The sequence below is a fragment of the Rodentibacter ratti genome (genome assembly GCF_002000485.1).
GTDB classification, from domain to species: domain Bacteria; phylum Pseudomonadota; class Gammaproteobacteria; order Enterobacterales; family Pasteurellaceae; genus Rodentibacter; species Rodentibacter ratti.
In genome coordinates, this window is record NZ_MLAJ01000006.1 from 90354 (window position 1) to 113086 (window position 22733).

The window sequence follows — 22733 nt, forward strand, 5'->3', positions numbered from 1 at the left end:
ACTTCACCGTTTGGCGTGGTGAGCCCGACCAGTTCGTTTTTGCCGTTCCAGCTGTAGTGGGTTTCTTGTTTTCTAAAGCCATGCCAAAGCTATTCTTCACCAGCTTCTTCAATCCATACTGGTAATATTTTAGAGTTTTTAGGATTTAATTTTTTTGCTCGGATCACGTTTGTTTCATCTGGTGGCATTACTTCAACATTTATTAGTAAATTTAATCTAGACTCACCACTACCAAAAACGCCGTCTGTGTCGGCTTGTTGCATTGCAGTAACCATAGCATTTATTCTAAAATCAAACTCGTCATTTAAAACTTTCTCATTTATACCCTCAATATCACGAGATTCAAAAATTTGCTCTACATTATGAAAATAATCATTTTTATACATTGTATAGGGAGAATCGGCATAAGACCACTTAATAAGCTGTTCCCTCTCTTTATCATTTTCCGACAATTTATATAGTTCTTGATAAGACCATGCAGATAATATAGGTGAATGAGCCTCTCCAGAGGTTATTAATGAAATGTAATAAAAATCTTCATTTGGATGATTATCAAAAAGCTCTTTTACAGAGTATGTGATTGCAATTTTAATCTCATTAACTAATGAATTAAATTCTGAAATATTCATATGTATGAACTCCTTATGCAAGCATTTGTTCATTCGGTTGGCAGATAGCGTAGCCGGTTTAGTATTTCTATTTAATTATATTGCTACCAATAATAATTGTAGATATTGTCTAGTAATATTATGTTTTCATCAAAATTATAAATTAAAGGCTAATTTATTAAATAAGCTAATAAAGTTTTCCTTTACTAGGGATATAGATATATCAGGTAAGGAAAAATCTATATAATAGATTTCCTCTAAAAAGTAACTACCAACTTTTTTAAAACAGTATACTCCTCCTGTTTGATCATCAAATATCGGAAAAAATCCATTATTTATTATGTTTATATTACTTTGAGTACCTAATACATAATATTCACTATCAGGAGCTATGGAAAATAACTCAGTAAATCCAAAGCTACCGCCTCCAAAAGTTTTTTGAAATGCTACATAAACAGGTGGTAACTTTGCTCTCAAATAATTTTCTATTTCACTTTCATTTTTTATAGTTGCTTTTGGCTCTAACTCTCTAAATAAAAATAAATTAGGATAATCATTCATTTTTTTATCTAAACAGATAAAGAACTCATTTGATGTCATTTTATACCTCTTTAGTCATAAATTAAGTCTGGATATATTTTATCAGCACCTTGTTATCTAGCTCGATACCACCAATGTAACTGCCCATCAGAATTTCTCATTTATGGAGTTACACCTTGACTCTTTGTTTATTTATCATATCTTGATGAACCTAATTATTACTGTCCATATATTTTTGAAATTTTGTGTGATAGCTATTGTTGTAATGCCGTCTGAAAACGAAATTTTTATAATATTAGGTATGTATTGATTGGTAATTATCTAATATTATGGTCGCAGCATCTCGAATATCTTCATTTTTTGAGTGTAATGAAATTTCAAGACCTTTACGCAATCTGTCGTCAAAAAATAGCTCTGCATTTTGCGTAACCCAATATCGCACATTGTTTGGGGGGTTAATATCTTCAAGAACTTCTTTAATTGATAAAATTACTTTCTCTTTAGAGCAATTTAATAAGACATCTTCAACTAATGGATATACACCCAATCCATCCCCGTTACCATATGAATTTAGAAATAATCCAATGACATCATCATCCGGATTATCTATAAAAAACTTCCTTATTTCATCATATTTATTAATAATTTCTTCTGTTAATTTTTCATCATCTGGTAATGGTTGATACTTTTTTAAAAAAGTAATTGCATCTTGTTTATTCATGGTTATTTACCTAGTGTACTCCACAGTTCTTTATTTTGTCTAATCAACTCTTTAAGCTGAATATTAATTACTCTTCTACTATACCCTGAATTACCTAATATATTTCTGAGATCTTTAATATCTCTAGCTAAATACTGACGATTAGTTAACCCTGACTTAAGATTTCCAGCCCTTACTTGATTATAATTCCCACGAAAAGGTCTTCTCTTTGTTGAGAAAGTTTACACCCAGCCAACCCACTTTCTTCATCGAGCCATTGCCCTGAAACAACATTTGCGGGTCAAGAGGATTCGCTTGCTACATTTTCTCTTTTTGTGTAACGGCTATATATTTCCTACTTTCATCGAAAAAATATCTCAAAATTAACCGCACTTTTAGGAATTTCCCGCATAAAAAAGAGGCTTACACATCGACTAAAATCAAAATTGCCGCTTCACCGCCCCATTCTTTCGGAGCCTGATGCAAGGCTCGCACTTTGGGATGTTGAACAAGCCAACGGGGAATTTGTTTTTTTAAGGTAAACGTCCCGTAGCCGGTCATAATGCTGGCGCAATCCACTCGTTCACTCTCACAGGCAAGCAATAATGCGGCGAGTTCCATTTTTGCCTGTTCACGTGTCAAACCGTGTAGATCTAAGAACAGTTCGGGAGAAAAATCCCCTCGGCGTAATTGTTTTAACAAATGAGAATCTTCACCGTCACGAAGATATTTTACGATGCCATCATTTTCATTAAGCAATGGTTCATATTCATCGGAAAAATAAAATAAGGTATCCTCTTTTTCACGGATATCACGTAAATAAGACTTTTTTTGACCGCTCTTTTGGCGTGGTGCGACAAAGGTATCCTGTTTAATGGGTTTAATGCCTTTCGTTTCAGCACGAAATAACTCAAATTCCTCTTGCATTTTTACTCACTCATTTCAAATTTTGCGTATCATATCATAGTTATAAACCACCTTATGTGGTATAACTAGGCAAATTTTTTTCATAAGGAAATATAATGGAAACCGCATACAATCAAGAATTGGTGGCAACAATTTTAGAAGATAATGTCGCCCATGAACTTCATAGCATTCAAGATTTTCTCCGTTGGACATATAGCGTATTTAATCGTTCTGATATTTACTATGGGCAAGGCTATGATAATGCTTGGGATGAAAGCCTTCAACTGGTGCTGACCGGATTACAATTACCTCTTGATCTCCCCACTGAGTTATTCCATAGCCGTTTAACCCCTTCAGAAAAAGAAAGCCTCATTCAACTGGTTTTAACCCGTATCGAACAACGTGTTCCCGTGGCTTATCTCACAAACAGTGCGTGGTTTTGCGGCCATGAATTTTATGTAGATGAACGCACGATTATCCCACGTTCGCCAATAAGTGCGCTCATTCAAGAGCATTTTGAAGGTTTAGTGGAACAAACGCCACAACGTATTCTTGATCTTTGTACCGGCAGTGGCTGTATCGCCATAGCCTGTGCTTATGCTTTCCCTGAATCAGAAGTGGATGCTGTGGATTTATCCGTGGATGCCCTCAATGTGGCAGAAATCAATATCGCCCGTCATCAAATGGAACATCGTGTTTTCCCGATTCAATCAAATTTATTTGAGAATATTGTAGGGCAAAAATATGATCTTATTGTGACAAATCCGCCTTATGTAGATGAAGAAGATCTTGCCGATATGCCGGAAGAATTTCATTTTGAGCCCGAACTTGCCTTGGGTTCAGGTAAAGACGGCTTGGACATCACGAAACAAATTCTAAAACAAGCGCCTAATTATTTAACGGAAAATGGTGTATTAGTTTGTGAGGTAGGAAATAGTATGGTAAGCCTGATCGAACAATACCCTGATGTGCCATTCAAATGGCTTGAGCTTAAAAATGGCGGTGTAGGGGTATTTGCGATCAGCCGTGAAGATTTGGTTAAATATCATCATTCATTTTAATGAAAAGAGCGGTTAAAATTCTCTTTGAATTTCAACCGCTCTTCTTGGCAAATACGACTACTTCACTTCCAATTCTACATTATCAAACAATTTTTTCACGGCATTGTTATCATGCAAGCGTTCGGCTTTTTCCACCATTGGACGGGTAAGATGCGGTGAAAAATATTCGATAAAATCATACATATAGTTGCGTAAAAAGGTGCTTTGCTTGAAGGCGATTTGCGTCATACTTGAACGGAATAAATGGCTGGCATCAATAGCAACAAGATCACTATCAAGATCGGTATGTGCCATACTTGCCATGATCCCTACGCCCAGCCCTAAACGCACATAGGTTTTTATCACATCCGCATCGGTGGCGGTAAAAACGATATTAGGCAAAATTCCGGCTGCGTTAAAGGCGTAATCCAAATCCGATACCCCTGTAAAGCCAAAAGTATAGGTGACAAGTGGATATTGCCCGAGTTCTTCAATCGTGAGGTTTTTCACTTTTGCTAAGGGGTGATCAGATTTCACGATGGCAGAACGATTCCATAAGTAGCACGGCAATTGAATAAGATCATCAAATAAGTATGGGGCTTCCGTCGTAATCGCCAAATCCACTTCACCTGACATAAGCGCATCATGAATTTGTGTCGGCGAGCCTTGATGAATATGCAAACTTACATCGGGATATTGTTTAGAGAAACGTTCAACCACCGATGGTAACATATAGCGAGCTTGCGTATTTGTGGTCGCAATACGCAATACACCATGATCCGGGCGGGTATATTCATTAGCGACAGATTTGATACTTTCTGCTTTTACCAACAATTCTCGGGCAATGGAAATAATTTTTTTCCCTGCCGGTGTGACGGATTTTATATGTTTTCCATTGCGCTCAAAAATTTCTAAACCTAATTCATCTTCCAATAAACGCACTTGTTTACTGATACCCGGTTGTGACGTATAAAGTGCATTTGCCGCCTCCGTCACATTCAAATTTTGATTCACTATTTCCACAATATAGCGAAGTTGTTGCATTTTCATCGCAGACACCTATTTTTTATAGCGTTTTCCTAATTCAGCGTAACGTTTCACCGCTTTACGAATTTGTCCAGATTTTGGTCTGCGGCGAGGTTTTGTTACATCAAGCTTGGTTTCCGTTTCCGGCGCTAACCCCACCAATTCTCGCAGATAGTTCAGGTTCTCAAGAGGCATTTCTTCCCAGCCGCCCCTCGGTAATCCTTTCATTAATTTGATATTGCCGTAACGGGTACGAATCAAACGGCTGACCTGAATCCCTTGAGATTCCCACAAACGGCGTACTTCACGATTGCGTCCTTCCGTCAAGGTAACGTCATACCATTGATTCATTCCTACACCACCGGCAAATTTAATTTCCTTAAAATTTGCCGGCCCGTCTTCAAGCTGAACCCCTTTGCGTAAACGTGCCAGCATGGCATCATCCACTTGCCCGAACACGCGTACGGAATATTCACGCTCCACTTCACGGCTTGGGTGCATAAGGCGGTTTGCCAACTCGCCATCCGTGGTAAATAATAATAAACCGGAAGTATTAATATCCAAACGCCCTACCGCAATCCAACGTGCACCATTTAAGCGTGGTAAACGATCAAATACCGTCGCACGCCCTTCCGGATCGCTACGGGTGCAAAGTTCACCTTCCGGTTTGTAATACATCAATACACGACAGATTTCTTTTTGTGCTTGTTGGAGATTAATAATGCGACCATCAATACGGATTCTCACCCCGGAATGAACATCAATGCGATCACCCAACGTTGCCATTTTTCCATCAACACTCACCCGATTTTCCGCAATCATTGCTTCAATTTCACGGCGTGATCCTTGCCCGGCTCGCGCTAAAACTTTCTGTAATTTTTCCCCTTCCACTTTCGGCTGCATTTTTTGAGAGGCCGATTTTCCTTTTGCTGAAAATTCTCGTCCCAAAATAACCGCACTTTGGCTTTCTTTGCGCTCAAAGTGCGGTCGGTTTTCGTGCTGTTTTTCACTACGTTTATGGGTGTTTTTTCTTGATTGATTGGTTTTCATTGTATTTCCTTTGTCGCTTTCACAAGCGTCTTTGTATCAATTAAATAAATGGCTCGGTAGAACCGCTTCCTTCACGTAAAATAATCGGTGTATCTTCCATTAAATCCACCACTGTTGTGGGATCTTGTCCCAAATATCCACCATGAATAATTAAATCGACTTGATGTTCTAAACGTTCTCGAATTTCTTCCGGATCAGATTGAGTGATATGTTCTTCTCCCGGCAACATCAGAGAACAAGAAAGAATCGGTTCTCCCAATGTACTTAACAAATCTAAAGCAATTTGATTATCCGGTACCCGTAAACCGATAGTTTTACGTTTTGATGTCATTAAACGACGTGGTAATTCTTTTGTTGCTGTCAAAATAAAGGTATAACGCCCCGGTGTATTATTTTTGATTAAGCGGTAAGCAATATTGCTCACAGTGGCATAATTAGAAAGCTCGGATAAATCACGACACACTAAGGTGAAATTATGCCCTTCCGGTAATTTACGAATCGCAATAATACGATCCATTGCGTGTTTATCCCCAAGCATACAGCCTAATGCATAACCGGAATCGGTGGGATACACAATCACCCCGCCTTTACGCAAAATCTCCACAGCCTGATTGATTAAACGTGCTTGCGGATTTTCAGGATGAATATAAAAAAACTGACTCATAATTTTTTCCTTAAAAATGTTGTCGAGATTATACACCTTTTATCATTACGTTATAAAAATTTGTTATAAAAAAACCGCACTTTGACAATCTATTCAAAGTGCGGTCATTTTTAAATGAGTTTTTATTTTAGTAATGCTCTTAATGCAGAACCAATTTCTGCTAAACTCCTTACAGTTTTTACCCCAGCAGATTCAAGTGCGGCAATTTTATCCTCTGCCGTACCTTTACCGCCACTGATAATCGCCCCGGCGTGTCCCATACGTTTTCCTTTTGGCGCGGTGACACCTGCAATATAACCAACCATCGGTTTGGTGATATGAGCTTTAATATAAGCGGCGGCTTCTTCCTCAGCGGAACCCCCAATTTCTCCGATCATTACGATGGCTTCGGTTTCCGGATCATCTTGGAAACGTTTTAAAATATCAATGAAACTTGAGCCCGGAATCGGATCGCCACCAATCCCCACACAAGTAGATTGCCCAAACCCCTCATCGGTGGTTTGTTTTACGGCCTCATAAGTTAGTGTACCGGAACGGGAAACAATGCCGATTTTCCCTTTTTTGTGAATATTTCCCGGCATAATACCAATTTTACATTCATCAGGTGTAATCACCCCCGGGCAGTTAGGGCCAATCATGACGACACCGGTTTCATTTAATTTTTGTTTTACCGTAAGCATATCAAGCGTAGGAATGCCTTCAGTAATACACACGACAAGTTGAATCCCCGCATCAATAGCTTCTAAAATCGCATCTTTACAAAATGGGGCGGGAACATAAATCATCGTGGCTGTCGCACCGGTGCTCTCAACAGCCTCTCTCACGGTATTAAATACCGGTAAGCCTAAATGGGTGGTTCCCCCTTTATTTGGTGAAACGCCTCCGACTAATTTTGTGCCATAGGCAATGGCTTGTTCACAATGAAATGTGCCCTGTGCACCAGTAAAACCTTGGCAAATGACTTTGGTCTCTTTATTAATTAATATCGACATAATTACTCTCCTTTCGCAGCATTTACCACGGCTTGTGCCGCCTCTTGCAAACTATTGGCGGCAATTAAATTCACACCGCTTTCCGATAAAATTTTACGTCCTAATTCTGCATTAGTGCCTTCTAAACGTACAACGACCGGCACGTCAACACCGACTTCTTGAATTGCGGCAATCACACCTTCTGCAATGAGATCACAACGTACAATCCCACCAAAAATATTGACCAAAATGGCTTTTACGCCCTTATCCGTCAAAATAATTTTGAAAGCTTCAGTAACTCGTTCTTTTGTCGCACCGCCGCCGACATCAAGAAAATTTGCCGGCTCACCACCATAAAGTTTGACAATATCCATTGTCCCCATAGCAAGCCCTGCACCATTCACCATACAACCAATATTACCTTCCAATGCGACATAATTTAATTGATGTTTTTCTGCTTCGGCTTCTCGTAAATCACTTTGGCTTAAATCTCGTAAAGCGAGTAAATCTTTATGACGAAATAGAGCGTTATCATCAATGGATATTTTAGCATCCAAACAAACTAAATTTCCTTGTTGCGTGATCACAAGCGGGTTAACTTCTAAAAGAGAAAGATCTTTTTCAACAAATAATTTTGCTAATTGTACAAATACTTGGGTAAATTGTTTGTTTTGCTCTCCATTTAAACCTAATTTAAAAGCTAATTCTCTGCCCTGATACGGCATACCGCCAAATAACGGATCAATCGCGACTTTATGAATTAAATGAGGCGTTTCCTGTGCGACATCTTCAATATTCATTCCCCCGGCGGAAGACGCCATAAAGACAATTTTTTGTGAAGAACGATCTATCACGGCACCAAGATAAAGTTCTTGAGCAATATCACAGGTTTCTTCGATATAAATACTGTTTACCGGTTGCCCCTGTTTATCCGTTTGGAAAGTGACCAAGCGATTTCCTAACCATTTATGAACAAAAGCTCGGGCTTCTTCGGCATTATTGACCAGTTTTACCCCTCCGGCTTTGCCACGTCCTCCGGCATGAACCTGGCATTTAGCAATCCAACGTTCACCATTAAGCTGGAAAAGGGCCATAGCTGCCTCATCAGCAGAATGACAAATAATCCCTTCACTTACCGGTAAGTCATACTCTTTAAAAATCTGTTTTGCTTGATATTCGTGTAGATTCATAGGGCTACCTGCATTTTTCTCGTTATTTATGGGAGAGTGAAAAATATCATTTTTTCGTAGAAAAATAAAAGTGCGATCAAAATCGACCGCACTTTTACTCTAAATTTCCAGTAATAATCTTGTTGGATCTTCCAATAATTCTTTAATAGAAACAAGGAAACCGACAGATTCTCTACCGTCAATTAAACGGTGATCATAAGACAATGCTAAATACATCATTGGTCGAATGACAACTTCTCTATTCAATGCGATTGGACGCTCTTTAATAGCGTGCATACCAAGAATCGCACTTTGCGGAGGATTAATGATCGGGGTGGACATTAATGAGCCGAATACACCACCGTTGGTAATAGTGAAATTACCGCCGGTTAAATCTTCCACTGTTAATTTACCATCACGTCCTTTTTCCGCTAACGCTTTAATTTGTTTTTCAATTTCCGCCATACTCAATTTATCGCAATTGCGTAACACCGGTGTAACCAAACCACGAGGGGTTGAAACGGCAATACTGACATCAAAGTAATTATGGTAAACAATATCATCGCCATCAATGGAAGCATTCACTTCAGGATAACGTTTCAACGCTTCTACAACGGCTTTAATGTAGAACGACATGAAACCTAAACGCACACCGTGTTGTTTTTCAAATTTTTCACCGTAAGTTTTACGCAAATTCATTATCGGTTGCATATCCACCTCATTAAAGGTAGTGAGCATTGCGGTGCTGTTTTTCGCTTCAAGTAAACGTTCTGCAATGCGTTTACGTAAGCGTGTCATAGGCACACGTTTTTCCGAACGGGACTGATATGCCACAGTGCTAATCGTATTTTGCTCTGTTGCGACTTGCTGTTTTGCTTTTTGTGCATCTCTTTTTGAGATTTCACGTTCAATATCTTCTCGGGTTAATCGACCACCCACACCGGAGCCCTGAATTTGACTAGCATCAAGATCGTGTTCCGCTAACAGCCGTCTGATTGCAGGTCCATGATCATCAGCGTTATGTTGACTATTTTCAATAGCTGAATTATGTCGAGCTGCCGGTGTCGGCTCATTTGATTCATTTATCGTTGCCGTACTAATATCGCCTGCTTGAGCCTTGGAAAGTTTACCGAGCAACTGTTTGCTGACTACTGTCGCCCCTTCGGTTTCTAAAATTTCTGTTATCACCCCATCGGACTGAGCCGGGACTTCTAACACGACTTTATCCGTTTCAATTTCAACTAATACTTCGTCACGTTTTACGGAGTCCCCTACTTTTTTATGCCATGTTGCCACTGTGGCATCTGCAACGGATTCGGGTAAATCGGGAACAAGAATTTCGATTGTCATGGTCATTTTTCCTTACTATTCTTTAACATGCGAGCTTTAGCCCGACGTTTTGGGTACTTTTGTCAGTGGACAGTTCTGCCGTAAAAACACTCAAATTTTTTACCGCACTTTAGAGCATTAATGCATCTTCCACCAATTGTTTTTGCTGTTTAACATGTAATGACATATATCCAACAGCTGGTGAAGCCGAAGCCGGACGCCCTGCATATTTAAGTTTGACATCCTCTGGAATGGAACTTTCAAAATTATGTTTGCAGCTATACCACGCTCCCTGATTAAGCGGTTCTTCTTGACACCATACATAATCTTTTACATGGGCATAAGGCTCAAGCACTTTTTTCATATCTTCATGCGGATAAGGATAAAGTTGTTCGATTCGGATAATTGCCACATCAGTTTGATTATTAGCCCGGCGTTGTTCCAATAAATCGTAATAGACTTTTCCTGAGCACATCACAATGCGTTTAATTCCTTTCGGATCCAGCTCATCCATTTCACCAATTACCGTTTGGAATGAACCATTAACCAGTTCATCTAAACTGGATACGGCTAACGGGTGGCGCAATAAGGATTTTGGTGAAATCCCAATCAATGGACGACGCATTTTACGTAAAGCTTGACGGCGTAACATATGATAAACCTGTGCCGGTGTAGAAGGGATACAAACCTGCATATTTTGCTCTGCACAGAGTTGCAGATAACGTTCTAAACGAGCGGATGAATGTTCCGGCCCTTGTCCCTCATATCCATGCGGTAACAACATCACCAAACCGCACATTCTGTTCCATTTTTGTTCTCCTGAACTGATAAATTGGTCGATCACAATTTGTGCACCGTTAGCAAAATCACCAAATTGCGCTTCCCAAATCGTTAAGGTTTTTGGATCAGTGGTGGCATAACCATATTCAAAGGCAAGTACTGATTCTTCAGATAGTACCGAATCCCATACTTCAAAACGCCCTTGGTTGGCATGCAAATGAGTGAGCGGTACATAGCCTGTTCCATCGTTTTGGTTATGTACGACAGCATGACGATGGAAGAACGTCCCCCTTCCCGCATCTTCCCCTGATAAACGAACGTTTACACCTTCATCAAGCAAGGTTGCGTATGCCATAGTTTCAGCCATTCCCCAATCAAACAATTTCTCACCTTGATACATGGCTTTACGATCGTGATAAATTTTTTCAACACGTGGGTGTGCACGTAAACTTGTTGGATATTCACATACACGTTTTGCCAGCGTGATAAAACGATCTTGTGGGAATTTATTTTCATAAGGCGATGTCCAGTCATAATTGAGATATTGCAGCCAATCCATTTTTGCCGTATCCATTTCACGCCATTCTGCTACCACACGTTCGCCATTATCTAAACTATCACGATATAAATTCATCATTTCAATAGCTTGTTCTTCGGTAATCACGCCTTCTCTCACCAAACGATCGGCATAGACTTCACGAGGTGTCGGGTGTTTTTTAATGATGCCATACATCATTGGTTGTGTGGCTAAAGGTTCATCGGCTTCATTATGTCCATGACGACGATAAGAAATCAAATCAATGAAAATATCCCGTTTGAATAAACTACGATATTCCACCGCCATGCGAGCAGCAAACGCAACCGCTTCCGGATCATCACCATTGACATGAATAATCGGTGCCTGAATCATTTTCGCAATATCGGTGCAATATTCTGTGGAACGAGTGTCGTTCGGGTTAGATGTCGTAAAACCGATCTGATTGTTGATTACAATGCGAATAGTACCGCCTACCGTATAACCACGGGCATTTGACATATTTAAGGTTTCTTGTACAACACCTTGTCCTGCTACCGCTGAATCACCATGTACAGTTACCGCCAAGACTTTTGAACGTTCCACATCATTTTTCTTGGTTTGACGTGAACGTACGGCACCAATGACCACTGGGCTCACAATTTCTAAATGAGACGGGTTGAAAGCGAGAGTTAAATGAACATGGTTCTCACCAACAGCAAAATCGGACGAAAATCCCTGATGATATTTAACATCACCGGTACGGTCGCCTGAGTGTTTACCGGCAAATTCATCAAAGAGATCCTTCGGTTTTTTACCCAATACATTCACTAGCATATTCAAACGACCACGGTGTGCCATCCCCATCATTATATCCTTCACACCTTGTTTGCTAGCATGGCGAATGATTTCTTTCATTAATGGAATAAAGGCATCACTTCCCTCTAAAGAGAAACGTTTTGCCCCAGGGAATTTCGCACCGAGATAACGTTCCAACCCATCAGCTGCGGTTAATTCATTAAGAAAATTCTTTTTTTCTTCATGGCTAAAGAGCGGTTGGTTTAAGCGGCTTTCCAATTTATTTTGAAGCCACATTTTCTGTTCCATATCCTGCACATGCATAAATTCCAAACCGATAGGACCACAGTAGGTCTCTTTCAGCATTGCATTTAAATCAGCCAACTTGATGTTGTCACGTTGATAAACGTAGTGGTTAATATTGAAGGTTTCGTTGAGATCTTGCTCTGTAAATCCATGATAACGATAATCTAATTCCGGTACACTTGATACTTTCCAGCGATAGTAATTAAGAGGATCAAGATTTGCTTCCAAATGACCACGGAAACGGTAAGCATTTATAAATTGCAATACTTTTACCAACTTTGCACTTGCTTCCGGATCAATCACTGTGACTGCGTCAATGCTATTTTCCCGAGCTAAGCGGCGAAAATAATCACGCACCGGCGAATGCGGTTGTTCAACAGCAGTTGATTTCGGCAAAGAATCAAAGGTGGTTTTCCAGCTCTTATCAATAGAATTCGGATCGTCTAAATAACGTTCATATAATTCTTCGATATAGGCTTGGTTTGCGCCACCGAATGCGGTTGTTGCCAACCATTCTTCAAAAGCCTTGTTTGGTTGCATATTCACCTCAAATAATATGATCTATTAAGTTCAATGCCCATTATACATAGGATTGAATTAGAAACATTCCTCATTTACAAGTTTGTTGCAAATTTGTGATCTAGCTCAACAATATTTTTAACTTAAAACAAAAAACCCGACAAATTTGTCGGGCTTTAGAAAGTGCGGTCGATATCGACCATGTTTTTAGAAAGTTAGATAAGGTGCAATTTTTTCAATGGTTGTTTCTCCTAAACCATCAATTTTTGACAAATCTGCCACATTCTTGATTTTGCCTACTTTATTACGATAATCAATGATCGCTTGAGCTTTTTTCTCCCCAATGCCAGAAAGTTTTTGTAAGGTTTCCGCATCTGCTTTATTAATATTGACTTTGGCTTTTGAGGAAATTTTTTCTTTTTCTGTTTTAACCTGTTCTTTTGTTGAATTAAATTTTTCAGAGGCTTTATCTTTCATTGATGAAGTTTCTGATGATTTCATTGATTTAGCTTTTTCTTTCGCTACATCCATTTTTTCTTTTGTCACATCTTTTGTGGACTTCATTGCCTCTTTGGCTTTTTCTTTTGTAGTGACCGCTTTTTCTTTCAGACTATTTTGATCTGCAATAACACTTTCTTTTTGGTTTTGAATCATTGAATTAACATTGGTTACAGCTTCTTTTTTAAAAGTGGTAACCGTACTTTCATTTGCAAATGCAGCCCCGGAAACAGCCATAGTAAGTGCGGTCAAAGTTAATAAAGATTTTAAAGATTTCATAAAAAACTCCTATAAATAATGATTGTGTCAAAAGACGACTCTTAAGATTCTAATTTAGACAATTAGTTCAATTCTATTGCATTTTATAATAAAAAAAGTGCCTCAAAAGAGGCACTACTCGGAAAGCAAAATAGATGTCGGCTATTTAGGATAGCACTTGTTTTTAGTGAGGCTAGGTTACTCTTATCAAGATAGTTATGCAAATATCTATTTTCAAATTTGTGAAGTAAGTCACGGTTTTTCTTAATTTTTTCTTTTTTTATAAAAAAAGCGCCTATTATTTAGACGCTTTTCTCTAAAGATTTAGAATTAACCGGTAATAAATTTTTCACCTAATTCAATATCTGCACGCAATGTCGGCAACATAGCGTCCAATGCCTTTTGTTCAAACTCACTTAATAAACCGATTGGCAGAATTTCTTCCACCCCTTCTTTGCCTAAACGAACCGGTTGAGCAAAGAAACGGGCATATTTTCCGTCACCTTCCACGTAAGTGCATTCAACAACCGTTTCACCTTTTAGACCTTTTATTAAAGAACGGGCAAAACGAGCAGCAGCTTGTGCCATAGAAAGCGTTGCCGATCCACCACCGGCTTTAGCTTCTACAACTTCAGTTCCTGCATTTTGGATACGTTTTGTTAATGGTTCAATTTCTTCAGCCGTAAAGTCAGCATAAGGAACTTGAGAAAGTAATGGAAGAATCGTAACGCCTGAATGTCCACCGATAACCGGTACGGTTGTGCGGGAAACATTGAGATTTTTCAATTCGGCAACAAAGGTTTCCGAGCGAAGTACATCTAACGTTGTCACACCAAATAATTTACGTTTGTCATAAACACCGGCCTTTTTCAATACTTCAGCAGCAATGGCAACCGTTGTATTAACCGGGTTAGTAATAATACCTATACAGGCTTTCGGACAAACTACCGCTATTTTTTCAATAAGATTACGAACAATCCCTGCATTAATATTGAATAAATCGGAACGATCCATACCCGGTTTGCGTGCTACACCCGCAGAAATCAATACCACATCGGCACCTTCAAGTGCCGGAGTTGGATCCTCACCTGAAAAACCTTTCACCTTCACTGCAGTGGGAATATGGCTTACGTCAGCCGCCACACCGGGGGTGATCGGGGCAATATCGTAAAGCGATAATTCGGTTTCTGCCGGTAATTGTAGTTTTAGCAATAATGCTAATGCTTGGCCGATACCTCCGGCTGCACCCAATACTGCAACTTTCATGTGTACTCCTTATTAAGTAGATTAACTAGCGCTATAAATTTTAAAAGGTCAATCAATAAATTACAAACACTGAAATTCAATAATGAGATCTAGTTCAAATTTCTAGATAAAACTTCTTTCTTTTGGCGCTCAATTTTGTATTTCTGTTGCATATTTTGAATTTTTATGCAAGGCTTATGCAAATTAATTTTTGTATAAAATAAACAAATGGATAATTTAACAAAAGCATTTAAAGAGTTGCTGAACCAGGAAAGTTTTTCCTCTCAAGGAGAAATTGTTGAAGCTCTAAAAAATCAAGGTTTTCCAAGTATAAATCAATCAAAAGTTTCACGGATGTTGAGCAAATTCGGTGCAGTGCGTGCGCGTAACACCAAAATGGAAATGGTCTATTGCTTACCAAATGAATTAAGTGTACCAGCAACCAGTAGCCCATTACGAAACCTCGTATTAGATATTGATCATAATGAATTTTTAATCGTGATTAAAACGACACCGGGCGCTGCGCAATTAATCGCACGTCTGTTGGATTCCGTTGGTAAATCAGAAGGTATTCTTGGTACGATTGCAGGTGATGATACAATTTTCGTATCGCCAACACGTACAACCTCTATTTCAACGCTTATTGAACACATTAAAAATTTATTTGAAAACTCACTTTAATGAATATTTTCATCACCGGCGGTACCGGATTAATTGGGAAAAAATTAGTCTCGGCCCTTTTACAAGATCAGCATCAAATTACGCTTTTCACTCGCAGTGAAGAAAAGGCTCGAGCTATCTTCCCTCAGAAAACATTGAGATTTTTGACCGCACTTTCTCCCCTTAAAAATTTAGATGAATTTGATATGGTGATAAATCTTGCCGGTGAACCGATTTTTGCTAAACGATGGACCACTTCACAAAAAGCGAAACTATTTGATAGTAGGATCAACCTGACCCAGCAATTAGTTACATTGATTAACGCCGGTGTAAATCCACCACGGCTAATTTCCGCTTCTGCAACCGGGATTTATGGCGATCAACCCGATCAAGTTCTCACGGAAACAAGCCCTAGCACTCCTCATACTTTCACGGCAAAACTTTGCCACGCTTGGGAAACCACGGCATTACAAGCCAACACAACGGTTTGTATTCTTCGCACCGGTATGGTGCTTTCACCGAATGGCGGGGCATTAGAAAAAATGCTTCCGCTATATTATTGGAATTTAGCCGGGCCATTAGGCTCGGGAAAGCAATATTGGTCGTGGATCGCATTGGAAGATATGGTCAGCGGAATTTTATTTTTACTTTCTCATACTGAATGTCAGGGGATTTATAATTTCGTTTCACCTCAGCCGATTACCAATCAGGCGTTTAATCAACAACTAGCCCAATCATTAAAACGTTGTGCCCCTTTCCCGGCACCCAAATTTGCTTTAAAACTCGCCTTAGGTGAACGTGCCAATATGCTATTAGAAAGCCAATATGTTTTGCCCAAAAGACTTATTGAAGCGGGGTTTACTTTTCAATATGAAAATTTAGCCCAATATTTCACCGCACTTTTCCTAAAAAAATAACATAAAAAAACGCACCTTGATGACAACCAAGGTGCGTTTTATTCTTCATCAAATTTAGTCGTTATTACTTGAGAAGATTGAAAGCAATCTTAATAAACTTAAGAATAAGTTATAAATTGCTACATAAATACTCACTGTGGCACGAATGTAATTTGTCTCACCACCGTGAATGATATTGCTGGTTTCATATAAAATTGTCATCGTTGAGAAAACAACAAATAATGCACTAATTGCAATGGCTAATGCCGGCATTTGGAAGAAGAAACTTGCTACCATACCAAGTAAAAGCACAATGAAAAGGGCAAACATTGCGGTTGCAAGAAATGACATATCTTTTTTTGTCGTCAACACATAAGCTGAACAGGCAAAGAAAACAATCGCTGTGCCGGCAAACGACAACATGATTAAATCTTCCATACCATTTGCCACATACATATTAAGAATTGGTCCAATGGTGTAGCCCATAAAACCGGTAAAGGCAAATGCCGCTAAAATACCCGCAGGACGATCAGCTAAACGATGTGTAATGAAAAGTAAGCCGTAAAAGCCTACAAGTAAAACAATAATGTTTGGATAAGGCAAATTCATCGCCATAGAAATATAGGCGACTACTGCCGAAAATGCCATTGTTAGCCCAAGCAAAAAGTAAGTATTACGAAGCACTTTATGAGTGCTTAATAAGGATTCATTTCTTGAGTCAACAATAATGCGTGATTGCATAAAAGCTCCTTAATAACGTTAGTTAGCATCAAACCGTAAAGTAAGGGCGGGCGTATAAAAAGTCAATGGTTGAGCCAAAATTATTTTCTTATTTTGAGCAAAAAACATTCAAAATGAATAAATAAACATCGACTAAATGGATTTCACTCGTTTTTTATTTACATCAAGAAATTTTGAATTATACTACCCACCGTCAAGTACGGAGGAATGGTCGAGTGGTTGAAGGCACCGGTCTTGAAAACCGGCGAGGGTTTACGCCCTCCGTGAGTTCGAATCTCACTTCCTCCGCCATCAAATTAAGAAAATCCCTTAGTTAAAAAACTAAGGGATTTTTGTTTTACCAACAAAACCTTTCATTGACGTGATTTTCTAACCGCTCTTTTTGCCATTTCGCTTTCTGCTGTGGATCAGCAAAAAATTCATCCTGTGTCTTTAAACGAGCCTTTAGTTTTTCTTCCGCTTCTTTTAAAGCAATGTGTCGATCTTGAAATTGAGAGGGTAAGGCTTTGATAAAAATAATTTCATAAGGATGAGAGATGACCCAATCTACCGCCTCCTTTGCCAATTGACGCTGTTTGTTTAAATCACAAAACGCATAAGGGTTGACAAATTGCCCGATGACTTGGCTAAATCCGGTATTTTCCGCCACGCTCGACTTGGGCAAATCTAATACATACAGTACGGTAATTAAACGATTTTGCCCCCGATAAAACCATTTCACCGCCTCATCACGCAAGCCAAAATCATAAGCCCGAGCCGACAGGGTAAATAATGTAATAGGGGAAATTCGTGCCGAATTTTCTTCCACAAATTTAACCGCACTTTGATAGCCCTTTAAGCTATTTTCCCGCAAAAGCGGATCAAGTTGCTTATGTACGAAAACATTTTGAGCTTTGCCCTTTTCAGAGGAATAATAAGGTTTCACATAAATATCAATGGATTTCACGGGTTCCTTGCTGATCGTACTACAAGCAGTTAGACCCAGTGCGGTCAAAATCATCGTTATTTTTCCGGTTAATCTCATCATACCTCCATCAGGAAATCATTTTTTATCTCATAAAAGTGCGGTGGATTTTAACAGAGTTTTCTCTTTTTCCTATATAATTACGCTACACATTAACGATTAAACAAAAAATGAAAATCCACTTAATTCGTAGCCAAACCACCCTTGATTTCAATAATGAAACAAGCCTACTCGATCATCTCGAACGCCACAATATTCATCACGAATATCAATGTCGTAGCGGTTATTGCGGTTCCTGCCGTACGAAGATCAAAAAAGGCAAGGTATCCTATCCGGAAACGCCCCTTGCCTTTATTCAGCCTAATGAAATTTTATTATGTTGTTGCCGTGTGGAAACGGATCTTGAATTGGAATTATAGATTATTCAAATCCAGTACATCCGTCATATCAAATAAGCCATGGGATTGATTTTCCAGCCATTTTCCAGCTCGCACCGCCCCCTTTGCAAAGGTCATTCGGCTGGAGGCTTTGTGGGAAATTTCCACCCGCTCGCCAATGTCTGCAAACCAGACGGTATGTTCACCCACTACATCTGAGGCACGGATCGTGGAAAAACCGATTTCATCCGGTTTACGTTCACCGGTAATGCCCTCACGGCAAAATACACCATGAGTTTTCAAATCACGCCCTAAGGTTTTCGCAATATGTTCCCCCATTGAAAGTGCTGTACCTGAAGGCGCATCCACTTTATGGCGATGGTGGGCTTCAATAATTTCAATATCGCAATAATCCCCCATCACTTTGGCGGCTTTTTCCAAGAGTTTGAAGACTAAATTCACGCCGACACTAAAATTAGAAGCAAAAACAATGGCGATTTTTTCAGAGGCGGCTTGAATGGCAATTTTGCCTGCTTCATCAAATCCTGTGGTACCGATCACCATTTTTTTATTATTCGCCACACAAAACGCCATATGCTCAAGCGTACCTTCCGGACGGGTAAAATCGATCAACAAATCAAACTGATCTTTTTGGGCTTCCAGATCATCGGATACCGCCACCCCAAGATGTCCAATGCCCGCTAGTTCCCCAGCATCCGCCCCAACTAATGATGAGCCTTGGCGTTCAAAAGCAGCGCCTAATTCCACGCCTTCTGCCGAATGAACCGCTTGAATTAATTGACGTCCCATTCTTCCGCCTGCGCCGGCAATTGCAATTTTCAATGTCATAGTTACTTCCTTCTTTTAATGAATCATTTCCATGATGCCGCTGTAAATTAACACGCCACCAAAGAATAAAAATACCACACCTGCCACATTATCAATATAACGGCTATATCGACTATAAAACCGTTTAGCAATACTACGCGAAAAAATAAAAGAAATCAGGTAAAAGTAAAAAAATGTGACCAATACAATTAAACCCAATGCCACGCCCATTTCCCAGATTTCCGTCATCTTGGCTAACACAAAAGACATCACACTGGAAAAATAGACCACCGCTTTTGCATTGGATAAATTCACCAACAAGCCTTTTAAGATTTCTTTTTTGGCGCTAGTTTGTTGATTCAATTCTTCAGCTGAGAGTGGCTTAAATTCAGCATTTTGTTTGCTACGCATCAATAAAAAACCGAGATACGCCAAATAGCTTCCACCCAATATCATTATCACACCGTGTAATGCCGGCATCGTGGCAAATAATACCGCCAACCCAAGCATTGAAACTGTCGCCCAAAATGCCACGCCTAATGTGATGCCAATAATGCCATAAACCGTATTTCGGCGAGAATTGCTTGCTGCCATTCGGCTCACATAAAAGAAATCCGGCCCCGGTGTCATTAAACCAAATAAATGTACAATAAGTAAATTTAGCATGTTATCTCCACACTTGAATCAAGAAAACCACGATAACCGCATAAATCGCCGCCAATACATCATCCACCATAATGCCAAAGCCACTTTCTAATTTATTGTCGAAATAGCGGATGGGAAAGGGTTTTAAAATATCGAAAAAACGAAAAAGCACAAATGCCGTTAAAATCCAAGGCAACGATAAAGTCGGGATAGCAGCAAGCACAATAAACACGCCGACAAACTCATCCCAGACGATAGCGCCGTGATCGTGCACCCCCATATCATCAGCGGTTTTTTGACATAAATAGCAGCCTAAAACAAAACAAAGTGCGGTCAAAATTAAGAAAGTTTTTGTTCCCAAAAGGGCGAGTAACATCACGCCTAATAGTGTGCCAAGAGCGCTTCCCCAGGTTCCCGGTGCAGGGCGACATAAACCAGCGCCTAGCCCCACTGCAAGCAAATGAACGGGATTTTTTAAAGAAATTCGTTTTAACGGGTTTTCTTCTGTCATATTTGTTCCTTGAAATGATCGAAACCAAGATTTGGTGAATAGTCGATCGGCTCACCGTTACGTAAAAAACGGATGGAAAACTGACCGCACTTTTCCTTCTCAAATGCCGGTACAACACGCCCAATACAGCGACAAGGCACATCAAGATTTTTTAGTCGGGCTTCAAGTAAAGGTTGATTTTCAGGCGGCACAGTAAAACACAATTCATAGTCTTCCCCACCGCTTAAGGCAAATTGCTCTGCTTGCGTGCGATCATAAAGATTTAATAATGATGAGGAAAGTGGCAATTTGGCAAGATCAATTTCTGCCGCACATTGACTTCGTTTAAGAATATGCCCAAGATCAGAATTTAACCCATCGGAAAGATCAATAGCAGCGTTGGCAACACCGATTAAGGCTTGTCCAAGCGCAATGCGTGGCGTTGGACGAAGATGACGTTCCTGTAAAAATTCTTCGTCAAAACTGACCGCTCTTTTGCCCGATAAAATCTGTTGCAAACCGGCAGCGCTATCGCCTAATGTACCGGAAACATAAATCCAATCCCCTGCTTTTGCTTGATGGCGGCATAGCGCCTTTCCTTTTTCCACCAAGCCTTGCGCCGTAATAGTAACGGATAGCCCACCTTTAGTGGTATCACCACCGATTAATGTGACGTTGTAATCTTTTAATGTTTGTAACAAACTTTGGCTAAATGGTTCAAGCCAGTTTTCATCCACTTTCGGTAAGGTTAAGGCAAGAGAAACCCATTTTGGCTGTGCGCCCATTGAAGCTAAATCACTTAAATTAGTGGCGACTGCTTTATAGGCCAAATCTTGCGGTAAAATGGAAGGTAGAAAATGGGTATGTTCCACCATAGTGTCAGTGGTAATGGCAAGCCAGCAATTTTCCGGAACGATTACTAAAGCGCAATCATCGCCAATAGATAAGTGTACCGAATCATCCTCTCGAATTTGCGGCTGTTTAAAATAGCTTTTGATTAAATCAAATTCACCCATTGCCATTGCTTACCCTTACACAAAAACAAAAAAGCACGCGTAAACACGCGCGCCATTTCGACCAAACTCAATTTATTTACGCCCTAATGCCGGTGCGATTTTGTCTAATACACCATTAATATATTTATGGCTGTCGTCCGAACCGAACACTTTTGCCACTTCAATGGCTTCGTTAATCACCACTTTGTACGGCACATCAAGCTCAAAACGCAATTCATAGACCGCTAAACGTAAAATGGCTTTTTCGATAGGATCAAGCTCATCAAAGGCACGATCAATATAAGGGGTAATGGAAAAATCCACAATTTCCATATTTTCCACAGCTTGACGAAATAATTGACGAAAATAAGGTTTATCCACGCCGTTCATATCTTGATCAAGCATAAAGGCAAGTTCTACCTCTTCTGCTGTATTACCGGAAACCGCCCAAGAATACAGGGCTTGCATGGCACATTCACGCGCCCGACGACGAGCCGAGGGTTTCTTCACTGATTTTTGTTCTATCATTATTTATGCCGCATCAATTTGTTGAAGAAGATTGATCATTTCAAGTGCCGTTAATGCCGCTTCCGAGCCTTTATTACCTGCTTTTGTGCCTGCTCGCTCAATGGCTTGGTCAATATTTTCAGTGGTTAACACACCAAATGCCACAGGAATTTCCGCTTCCATTGCCACTTTGCCTAGCCCACTACTTGCCTCACCCGCCACATATTCAAAATGAGCTGTGCCGCCACGAATCACTGTTCCCAATGCCACAATTGCATCAAATTTTTTACTTTCCGCTAAACGACGAGCAACCAACGGAAGCTCATAAGCACCCGGAGCACGCACAAGGGTAATATTTTCGTCTTTTACTTGACCGATACGCTTTAAGGTATCAACCGCACCTTCCAATAAACTTTCATTAATAAAGCTGTTAAAACGTGCAATCACCACGGCTACTTTTGCGTTAGGTGCGGCAACAACGCCTTCTAAAACTTTCATATTTTTTCCTATGTTATTCGTCCTAATAAATTGGTGGCAGATTCTAGCACAAAAATTACTGCCTATCAGCATTTATCTTGCCTACTGCAAAACGAAGTGCGGTCATTTTTCGCGGTATTATGTAGCAGCTGCACAAAGATTTAACCGATTAAAAGTCTTACAATCCCCATTGAAATTTAAACTCAATGGGGATTTTATTTTTAACTAAAAA

General features: G+C 39.8%; 25 protein-coding genes and 1 tRNA gene. 5 read left to right on the forward strand and 21 right to left on the reverse strand.

Annotated elements, in window-relative coordinates:
• Positions 1–89: 89 nt before the first annotated feature.
• The 4 genes from BKG94_RS06945 to smrB all read right to left on the reverse strand — a co-directional run bounded on the left by BKG94_RS06945 (position 90) and on the right by smrB (position 2775).
• The gene (locus BKG94_RS06945) at positions 90–629 is read right to left on the reverse strand and encodes a DUF4303 domain-containing protein (RefSeq protein WP_158074643.1); all 540 of its coding nucleotides are present in this window, start codon (positions 627–629) and stop codon (positions 90–92) included.
• Between the two features lie 135 nt (positions 630–764).
• Positions 765–1208, reverse strand: coding sequence for an SMI1/KNR4 family protein (locus BKG94_RS06950; protein ID WP_077435579.1), 444 nt, complete (start codon positions 1206–1208; stop codon positions 765–767).
• A gap of 235 nt (positions 1209–1443) precedes the next feature.
• Positions 1444–1869 carry a hypothetical protein gene (locus BKG94_RS06955; protein WP_077435581.1) on the reverse strand — a complete coding sequence of 142 codons (426 nt, stop codon included), beginning with the start codon at positions 1867–1869 and terminating at the stop codon, positions 1444–1446.
• Positions 1870–2271: 402 nt separating this feature from the next.
• Positions 2272–2775, reverse strand: coding sequence for an endonuclease SmrB (gene smrB / locus BKG94_RS06960; protein ID WP_077435583.1), 504 nt, complete (start codon positions 2773–2775; stop codon positions 2272–2274).
• Positions 2776–2870: 95 nt separating this feature from the next.
• On the opposite strand from smrB, the gene prmB reads away from it, so the two are divergent.
• Positions 2871–3815, forward strand: coding sequence for a 50S ribosomal protein L3 N(5)-glutamine methyltransferase (gene prmB, locus BKG94_RS06965; RefSeq protein WP_077435585.1), 945 nt, complete (start codon positions 2871–2873; stop codon positions 3813–3815).
• A 57-nt stretch (positions 3816–3872) separates the two neighbouring features.
• Here the strand turns inward: prmB and cysB are convergent, their stop codons facing one another.
• The 9 genes from cysB to mdh all read right to left on the reverse strand — a co-directional run bounded on the left by cysB (position 3873) and on the right by mdh (position 14942).
• Complete coding sequence (gene cysB / locus BKG94_RS06970; protein ID WP_077435587.1) at positions 3873–4844, reverse strand: HTH-type transcriptional regulator CysB; 972 nt, start codon at positions 4842–4844, stop codon at positions 3873–3875.
• A 9-nt stretch (positions 4845–4853) separates the two neighbouring features.
• Positions 4854–5870: a 23S rRNA pseudouridine(2605) synthase RluB gene (rluB, locus tag BKG94_RS06975; RefSeq protein ID WP_077435589.1), complete on the reverse strand. Its 1017-nt coding sequence runs from the start codon at positions 5868–5870 to the stop codon at positions 4854–4856.
• A gap of 40 nt (positions 5871–5910) precedes the next feature.
• Complete coding sequence (locus BKG94_RS06980) at positions 5911–6534, reverse strand: L-threonylcarbamoyladenylate synthase (protein ID WP_077435591.1); 624 nt, start codon at positions 6532–6534, stop codon at positions 5911–5913.
• 122 nt (positions 6535–6656) lie between these two features.
• The gene (sucD, locus tag BKG94_RS06985; RefSeq protein WP_077435593.1) at positions 6657–7526 is read right to left on the reverse strand and encodes a succinate--CoA ligase subunit alpha; all 870 of its coding nucleotides are present in this window, start codon (positions 7524–7526) and stop codon (positions 6657–6659) included.
• A 2-nt stretch (positions 7527–7528) separates the two neighbouring features.
• Complete coding sequence (gene sucC, locus BKG94_RS06990; RefSeq protein WP_077435595.1) at positions 7529–8695, reverse strand: ADP-forming succinate--CoA ligase subunit beta; 1167 nt, start codon at positions 8693–8695, stop codon at positions 7529–7531.
• A 99-nt stretch (positions 8696–8794) separates the two neighbouring features.
• The gene (odhB, locus tag BKG94_RS06995; protein WP_077435597.1) at positions 8795–10024 is read right to left on the reverse strand and encodes a 2-oxoglutarate dehydrogenase complex dihydrolipoyllysine-residue succinyltransferase; all 1230 of its coding nucleotides are present in this window, start codon (positions 10022–10024) and stop codon (positions 8795–8797) included.
• 109 nt (positions 10025–10133) lie between these two features.
• Entirely contained in the window at positions 10134–12941 is a 2808-nt protein-coding gene (gene sucA, locus BKG94_RS07000; RefSeq protein WP_077435599.1) for a 2-oxoglutarate dehydrogenase E1 component, read from the reverse strand.
• Positions 12942–13127: 186 nt separating this feature from the next.
• A complete protein-coding gene (locus BKG94_RS07005) occupies positions 13128–13697 on the reverse strand; it encodes a ComEA family DNA-binding protein (RefSeq protein WP_077435601.1) in 570 nt (189 codons plus the stop codon).
• Between the two features lie 309 nt (positions 13698–14006).
• Positions 14007–14942, reverse strand: coding sequence for a malate dehydrogenase (mdh, locus tag BKG94_RS07010; protein ID WP_077435603.1), 936 nt, complete (start codon positions 14940–14942; stop codon positions 14007–14009).
• Between the two features lie 207 nt (positions 14943–15149).
• Here mdh and argR point away from each other — a divergent pair, with 207 nt between their 5' ends.
• Complete coding sequence (gene argR, locus BKG94_RS07015; protein WP_077435605.1) at positions 15150–15602, forward strand: transcriptional regulator ArgR; 453 nt, start codon at positions 15150–15152, stop codon at positions 15600–15602.
• Positions 15602–16498 carry a TIGR01777 family oxidoreductase gene (locus BKG94_RS07020; protein ID WP_077435607.1) on the forward strand — a complete coding sequence of 299 codons (897 nt, stop codon included), beginning with the start codon at positions 15602–15604 and terminating at the stop codon, positions 16496–16498. The genes argR and BKG94_RS07020 overlap by 1 nt, the downstream gene beginning before the upstream one ends.
• Positions 16499–16552: 54 nt before the next feature.
• Here BKG94_RS07020 and BKG94_RS07025 read toward each other — a convergent pair whose 3' ends face one another.
• Positions 16553–17218, reverse strand: a complete 666-nt coding sequence (locus BKG94_RS07025) for a Bax inhibitor-1/YccA family membrane protein (RefSeq protein WP_077435609.1) — start codon at positions 17216–17218, stop codon at positions 16553–16555.
• A 201-nt stretch (positions 17219–17419) separates the two neighbouring features.
• Between BKG94_RS07025 and BKG94_RS07030 the strand changes: the two genes are divergently transcribed.
• A tRNA-Ser gene (locus tag BKG94_RS07030) sits at positions 17420–17509 on the forward strand.
• Positions 17510–17555: 46 nt separating this feature from the next.
• On the opposite strand, the gene BKG94_RS07035 is transcribed toward BKG94_RS07030, so the two are convergent.
• A complete protein-coding gene (locus BKG94_RS07035) occupies positions 17556–18242 on the reverse strand; it encodes a hypothetical protein (protein WP_077435611.1) in 687 nt (228 codons plus the stop codon).
• Positions 18243–18352: 110 nt separating this feature from the next.
• Here BKG94_RS07035 and yfaE point away from each other — a divergent pair, with 110 nt between their 5' ends.
• The gene (yfaE, locus tag BKG94_RS07040) at positions 18353–18601 is read left to right on the forward strand and encodes a class I ribonucleotide reductase maintenance protein YfaE (RefSeq protein ID WP_077426324.1); all 249 of its coding nucleotides are present in this window, start codon (positions 18353–18355) and stop codon (positions 18599–18601) included.
• Here the strand turns inward: yfaE and dapB are convergent.
• The 6 genes from dapB to ribH form a co-directional block, all read right to left on the reverse strand.
• The gene (gene dapB, locus BKG94_RS07045) at positions 18596–19408 is read right to left on the reverse strand and encodes a 4-hydroxy-tetrahydrodipicolinate reductase (protein ID WP_077435613.1); all 813 of its coding nucleotides are present in this window, start codon (positions 19406–19408) and stop codon (positions 18596–18598) included. The genes yfaE and dapB overlap by 6 nt on opposite strands.
• Before the next feature lie 15 nt (positions 19409–19423).
• On the reverse strand, positions 19424–20053 hold the full coding sequence (locus BKG94_RS07050; protein ID WP_077435615.1) for a homoserine/threonine efflux transporter: 630 nt from the start codon (positions 20051–20053) through the stop codon (positions 19424–19426).
• 1 nt (position 20054) lies between these two features.
• A complete protein-coding gene (locus tag BKG94_RS07055) occupies positions 20055–20543 on the reverse strand; it encodes a phosphatidylglycerophosphatase A family protein (protein WP_077435617.1) in 489 nt (162 codons plus the stop codon).
• Positions 20540–21544, reverse strand: coding sequence for a thiamine-phosphate kinase (thiL, locus tag BKG94_RS07060; RefSeq protein ID WP_077435619.1), 1005 nt, complete (start codon positions 21542–21544; stop codon positions 20540–20542). Before thiL ends, BKG94_RS07055 begins: the two co-directional genes overlap by 4 nt.
• 66 nt (positions 21545–21610) lie before the next feature.
• Positions 21611–22045: a transcription antitermination factor NusB gene (nusB, locus tag BKG94_RS07065; protein ID WP_077435621.1), complete on the reverse strand. Its 435-nt coding sequence runs from the start codon at positions 22043–22045 to the stop codon at positions 21611–21613.
• A gap of 3 nt (positions 22046–22048) precedes the next feature.
• Entirely contained in the window at positions 22049–22522 is a 474-nt protein-coding gene (gene ribH / locus BKG94_RS07070; RefSeq protein ID WP_077435623.1) for a 6,7-dimethyl-8-ribityllumazine synthase, read from the reverse strand.
• Between the last annotated feature and the right edge of the window lie 211 nt (positions 22523–22733).

What these genes read in the sequence shown, in the direction of transcription:
- BKG94_RS06945 (WP_158074643.1), bottom strand. Translation starts at nt 629, where the DNA reads ATGAATATTTCAGAATTTAATTCATTAGTTAATGAGATTAAAATTGCA.
- BKG94_RS06950 (WP_077435579.1), bottom strand. Translation starts at nt 1,208, where the DNA reads ATGACATCAAATGAGTTCTTTATCTGTTTAGATAAAAAAATGAATGAT.
- BKG94_RS06955 (WP_077435581.1), bottom strand. Translation starts at nt 1,869, where the DNA reads ATGAATAAACAAGATGCAATTACTTTTTTAAAAAAGTATCAACCATTA.
- smrB (WP_077435583.1), bottom strand. Translation starts at nt 2,775, where the DNA reads ATGCAAGAGGAATTTGAGTTATTTCGTGCTGAAACGAAAGGCATTAAA.
- prmB (WP_077435585.1), top strand. Translation starts at nt 2,871, where the DNA reads ATGGAAACCGCATACAATCAAGAATTGGTGGCAACAATTTTAGAAGAT.
- cysB (WP_077435587.1), bottom strand. Translation starts at nt 4,844, where the DNA reads ATGAAAATGCAACAACTTCGCTATATTGTGGAAATAGTGAATCAAAAT.
- rluB (WP_077435589.1), bottom strand. Translation starts at nt 5,870, where the DNA reads ATGAAAACCAATCAATCAAGAAAAAACACCCATAAACGTAGTGAAAAA.
- BKG94_RS06980 (WP_077435591.1), bottom strand. Translation starts at nt 6,534, where the DNA reads ATGAGTCAGTTTTTTTATATTCATCCTGAAAATCCGCAAGCACGTTTA.
- sucD (WP_077435593.1), bottom strand. Translation starts at nt 7,526, where the DNA reads ATGTCGATATTAATTAATAAAGAGACCAAAGTCATTTGCCAAGGTTTT.
- sucC (WP_077435595.1), bottom strand. Translation starts at nt 8,695, where the DNA reads ATGAATCTACACGAATATCAAGCAAAACAGATTTTTAAAGAGTATGAC.
- odhB (WP_077435597.1), bottom strand. Translation starts at nt 10,024, where the DNA reads ATGACAATCGAAATTCTTGTTCCCGATTTACCCGAATCCGTTGCAGAT.
- sucA (WP_077435599.1), bottom strand. Translation starts at nt 12,941, where the DNA reads ATGCAACCAAACAAGGCTTTTGAAGAATGGTTGGCAACAACCGCATTC.
- BKG94_RS07005 (WP_077435601.1), bottom strand. Translation starts at nt 13,697, where the DNA reads ATGAAATCTTTAAAATCTTTATTAACTTTGACCGCACTTACTATGGCT.
- mdh (WP_077435603.1), bottom strand. Translation starts at nt 14,942, where the DNA reads ATGAAAGTTGCAGTATTGGGTGCAGCCGGAGGTATCGGCCAAGCATTA.
- argR (WP_077435605.1), top strand. Translation starts at nt 15,150, where the DNA reads ATGGATAATTTAACAAAAGCATTTAAAGAGTTGCTGAACCAGGAAAGT.
- BKG94_RS07020 (WP_077435607.1), top strand. Translation starts at nt 15,602, where the DNA reads ATGAATATTTTCATCACCGGCGGTACCGGATTAATTGGGAAAAAATTA.
- BKG94_RS07025 (WP_077435609.1), bottom strand. Translation starts at nt 17,218, where the DNA reads ATGCAATCACGCATTATTGTTGACTCAAGAAATGAATCCTTATTAAGC.
- BKG94_RS07035 (WP_077435611.1), bottom strand. Translation starts at nt 18,242, where the DNA reads ATGAGATTAACCGGAAAAATAACGATGATTTTGACCGCACTGGGTCTA.
- yfaE (WP_077426324.1), top strand. Translation starts at nt 18,353, where the DNA reads ATGAAAATCCACTTAATTCGTAGCCAAACCACCCTTGATTTCAATAAT.
- dapB (WP_077435613.1), bottom strand. Translation starts at nt 19,408, where the DNA reads ATGACATTGAAAATTGCAATTGCCGGCGCAGGCGGAAGAATGGGACGT.
- BKG94_RS07050 (WP_077435615.1), bottom strand. Translation starts at nt 20,053, where the DNA reads ATGCTAAATTTACTTATTGTACATTTATTTGGTTTAATGACACCGGGG.
- BKG94_RS07055 (WP_077435617.1), bottom strand. Translation starts at nt 20,543, where the DNA reads ATGACAGAAGAAAACCCGTTAAAACGAATTTCTTTAAAAAATCCCGTT.
- thiL (WP_077435619.1), bottom strand. Translation starts at nt 21,544, where the DNA reads ATGGCAATGGGTGAATTTGATTTAATCAAAAGCTATTTTAAACAGCCG.
- nusB (WP_077435621.1), bottom strand. Translation starts at nt 22,045, where the DNA reads ATGATAGAACAAAAATCAGTGAAGAAACCCTCGGCTCGTCGTCGGGCG.
- ribH (WP_077435623.1), bottom strand. Translation starts at nt 22,522, where the DNA reads ATGAAAGTTTTAGAAGGCGTTGTTGCCGCACCTAACGCAAAAGTAGCC.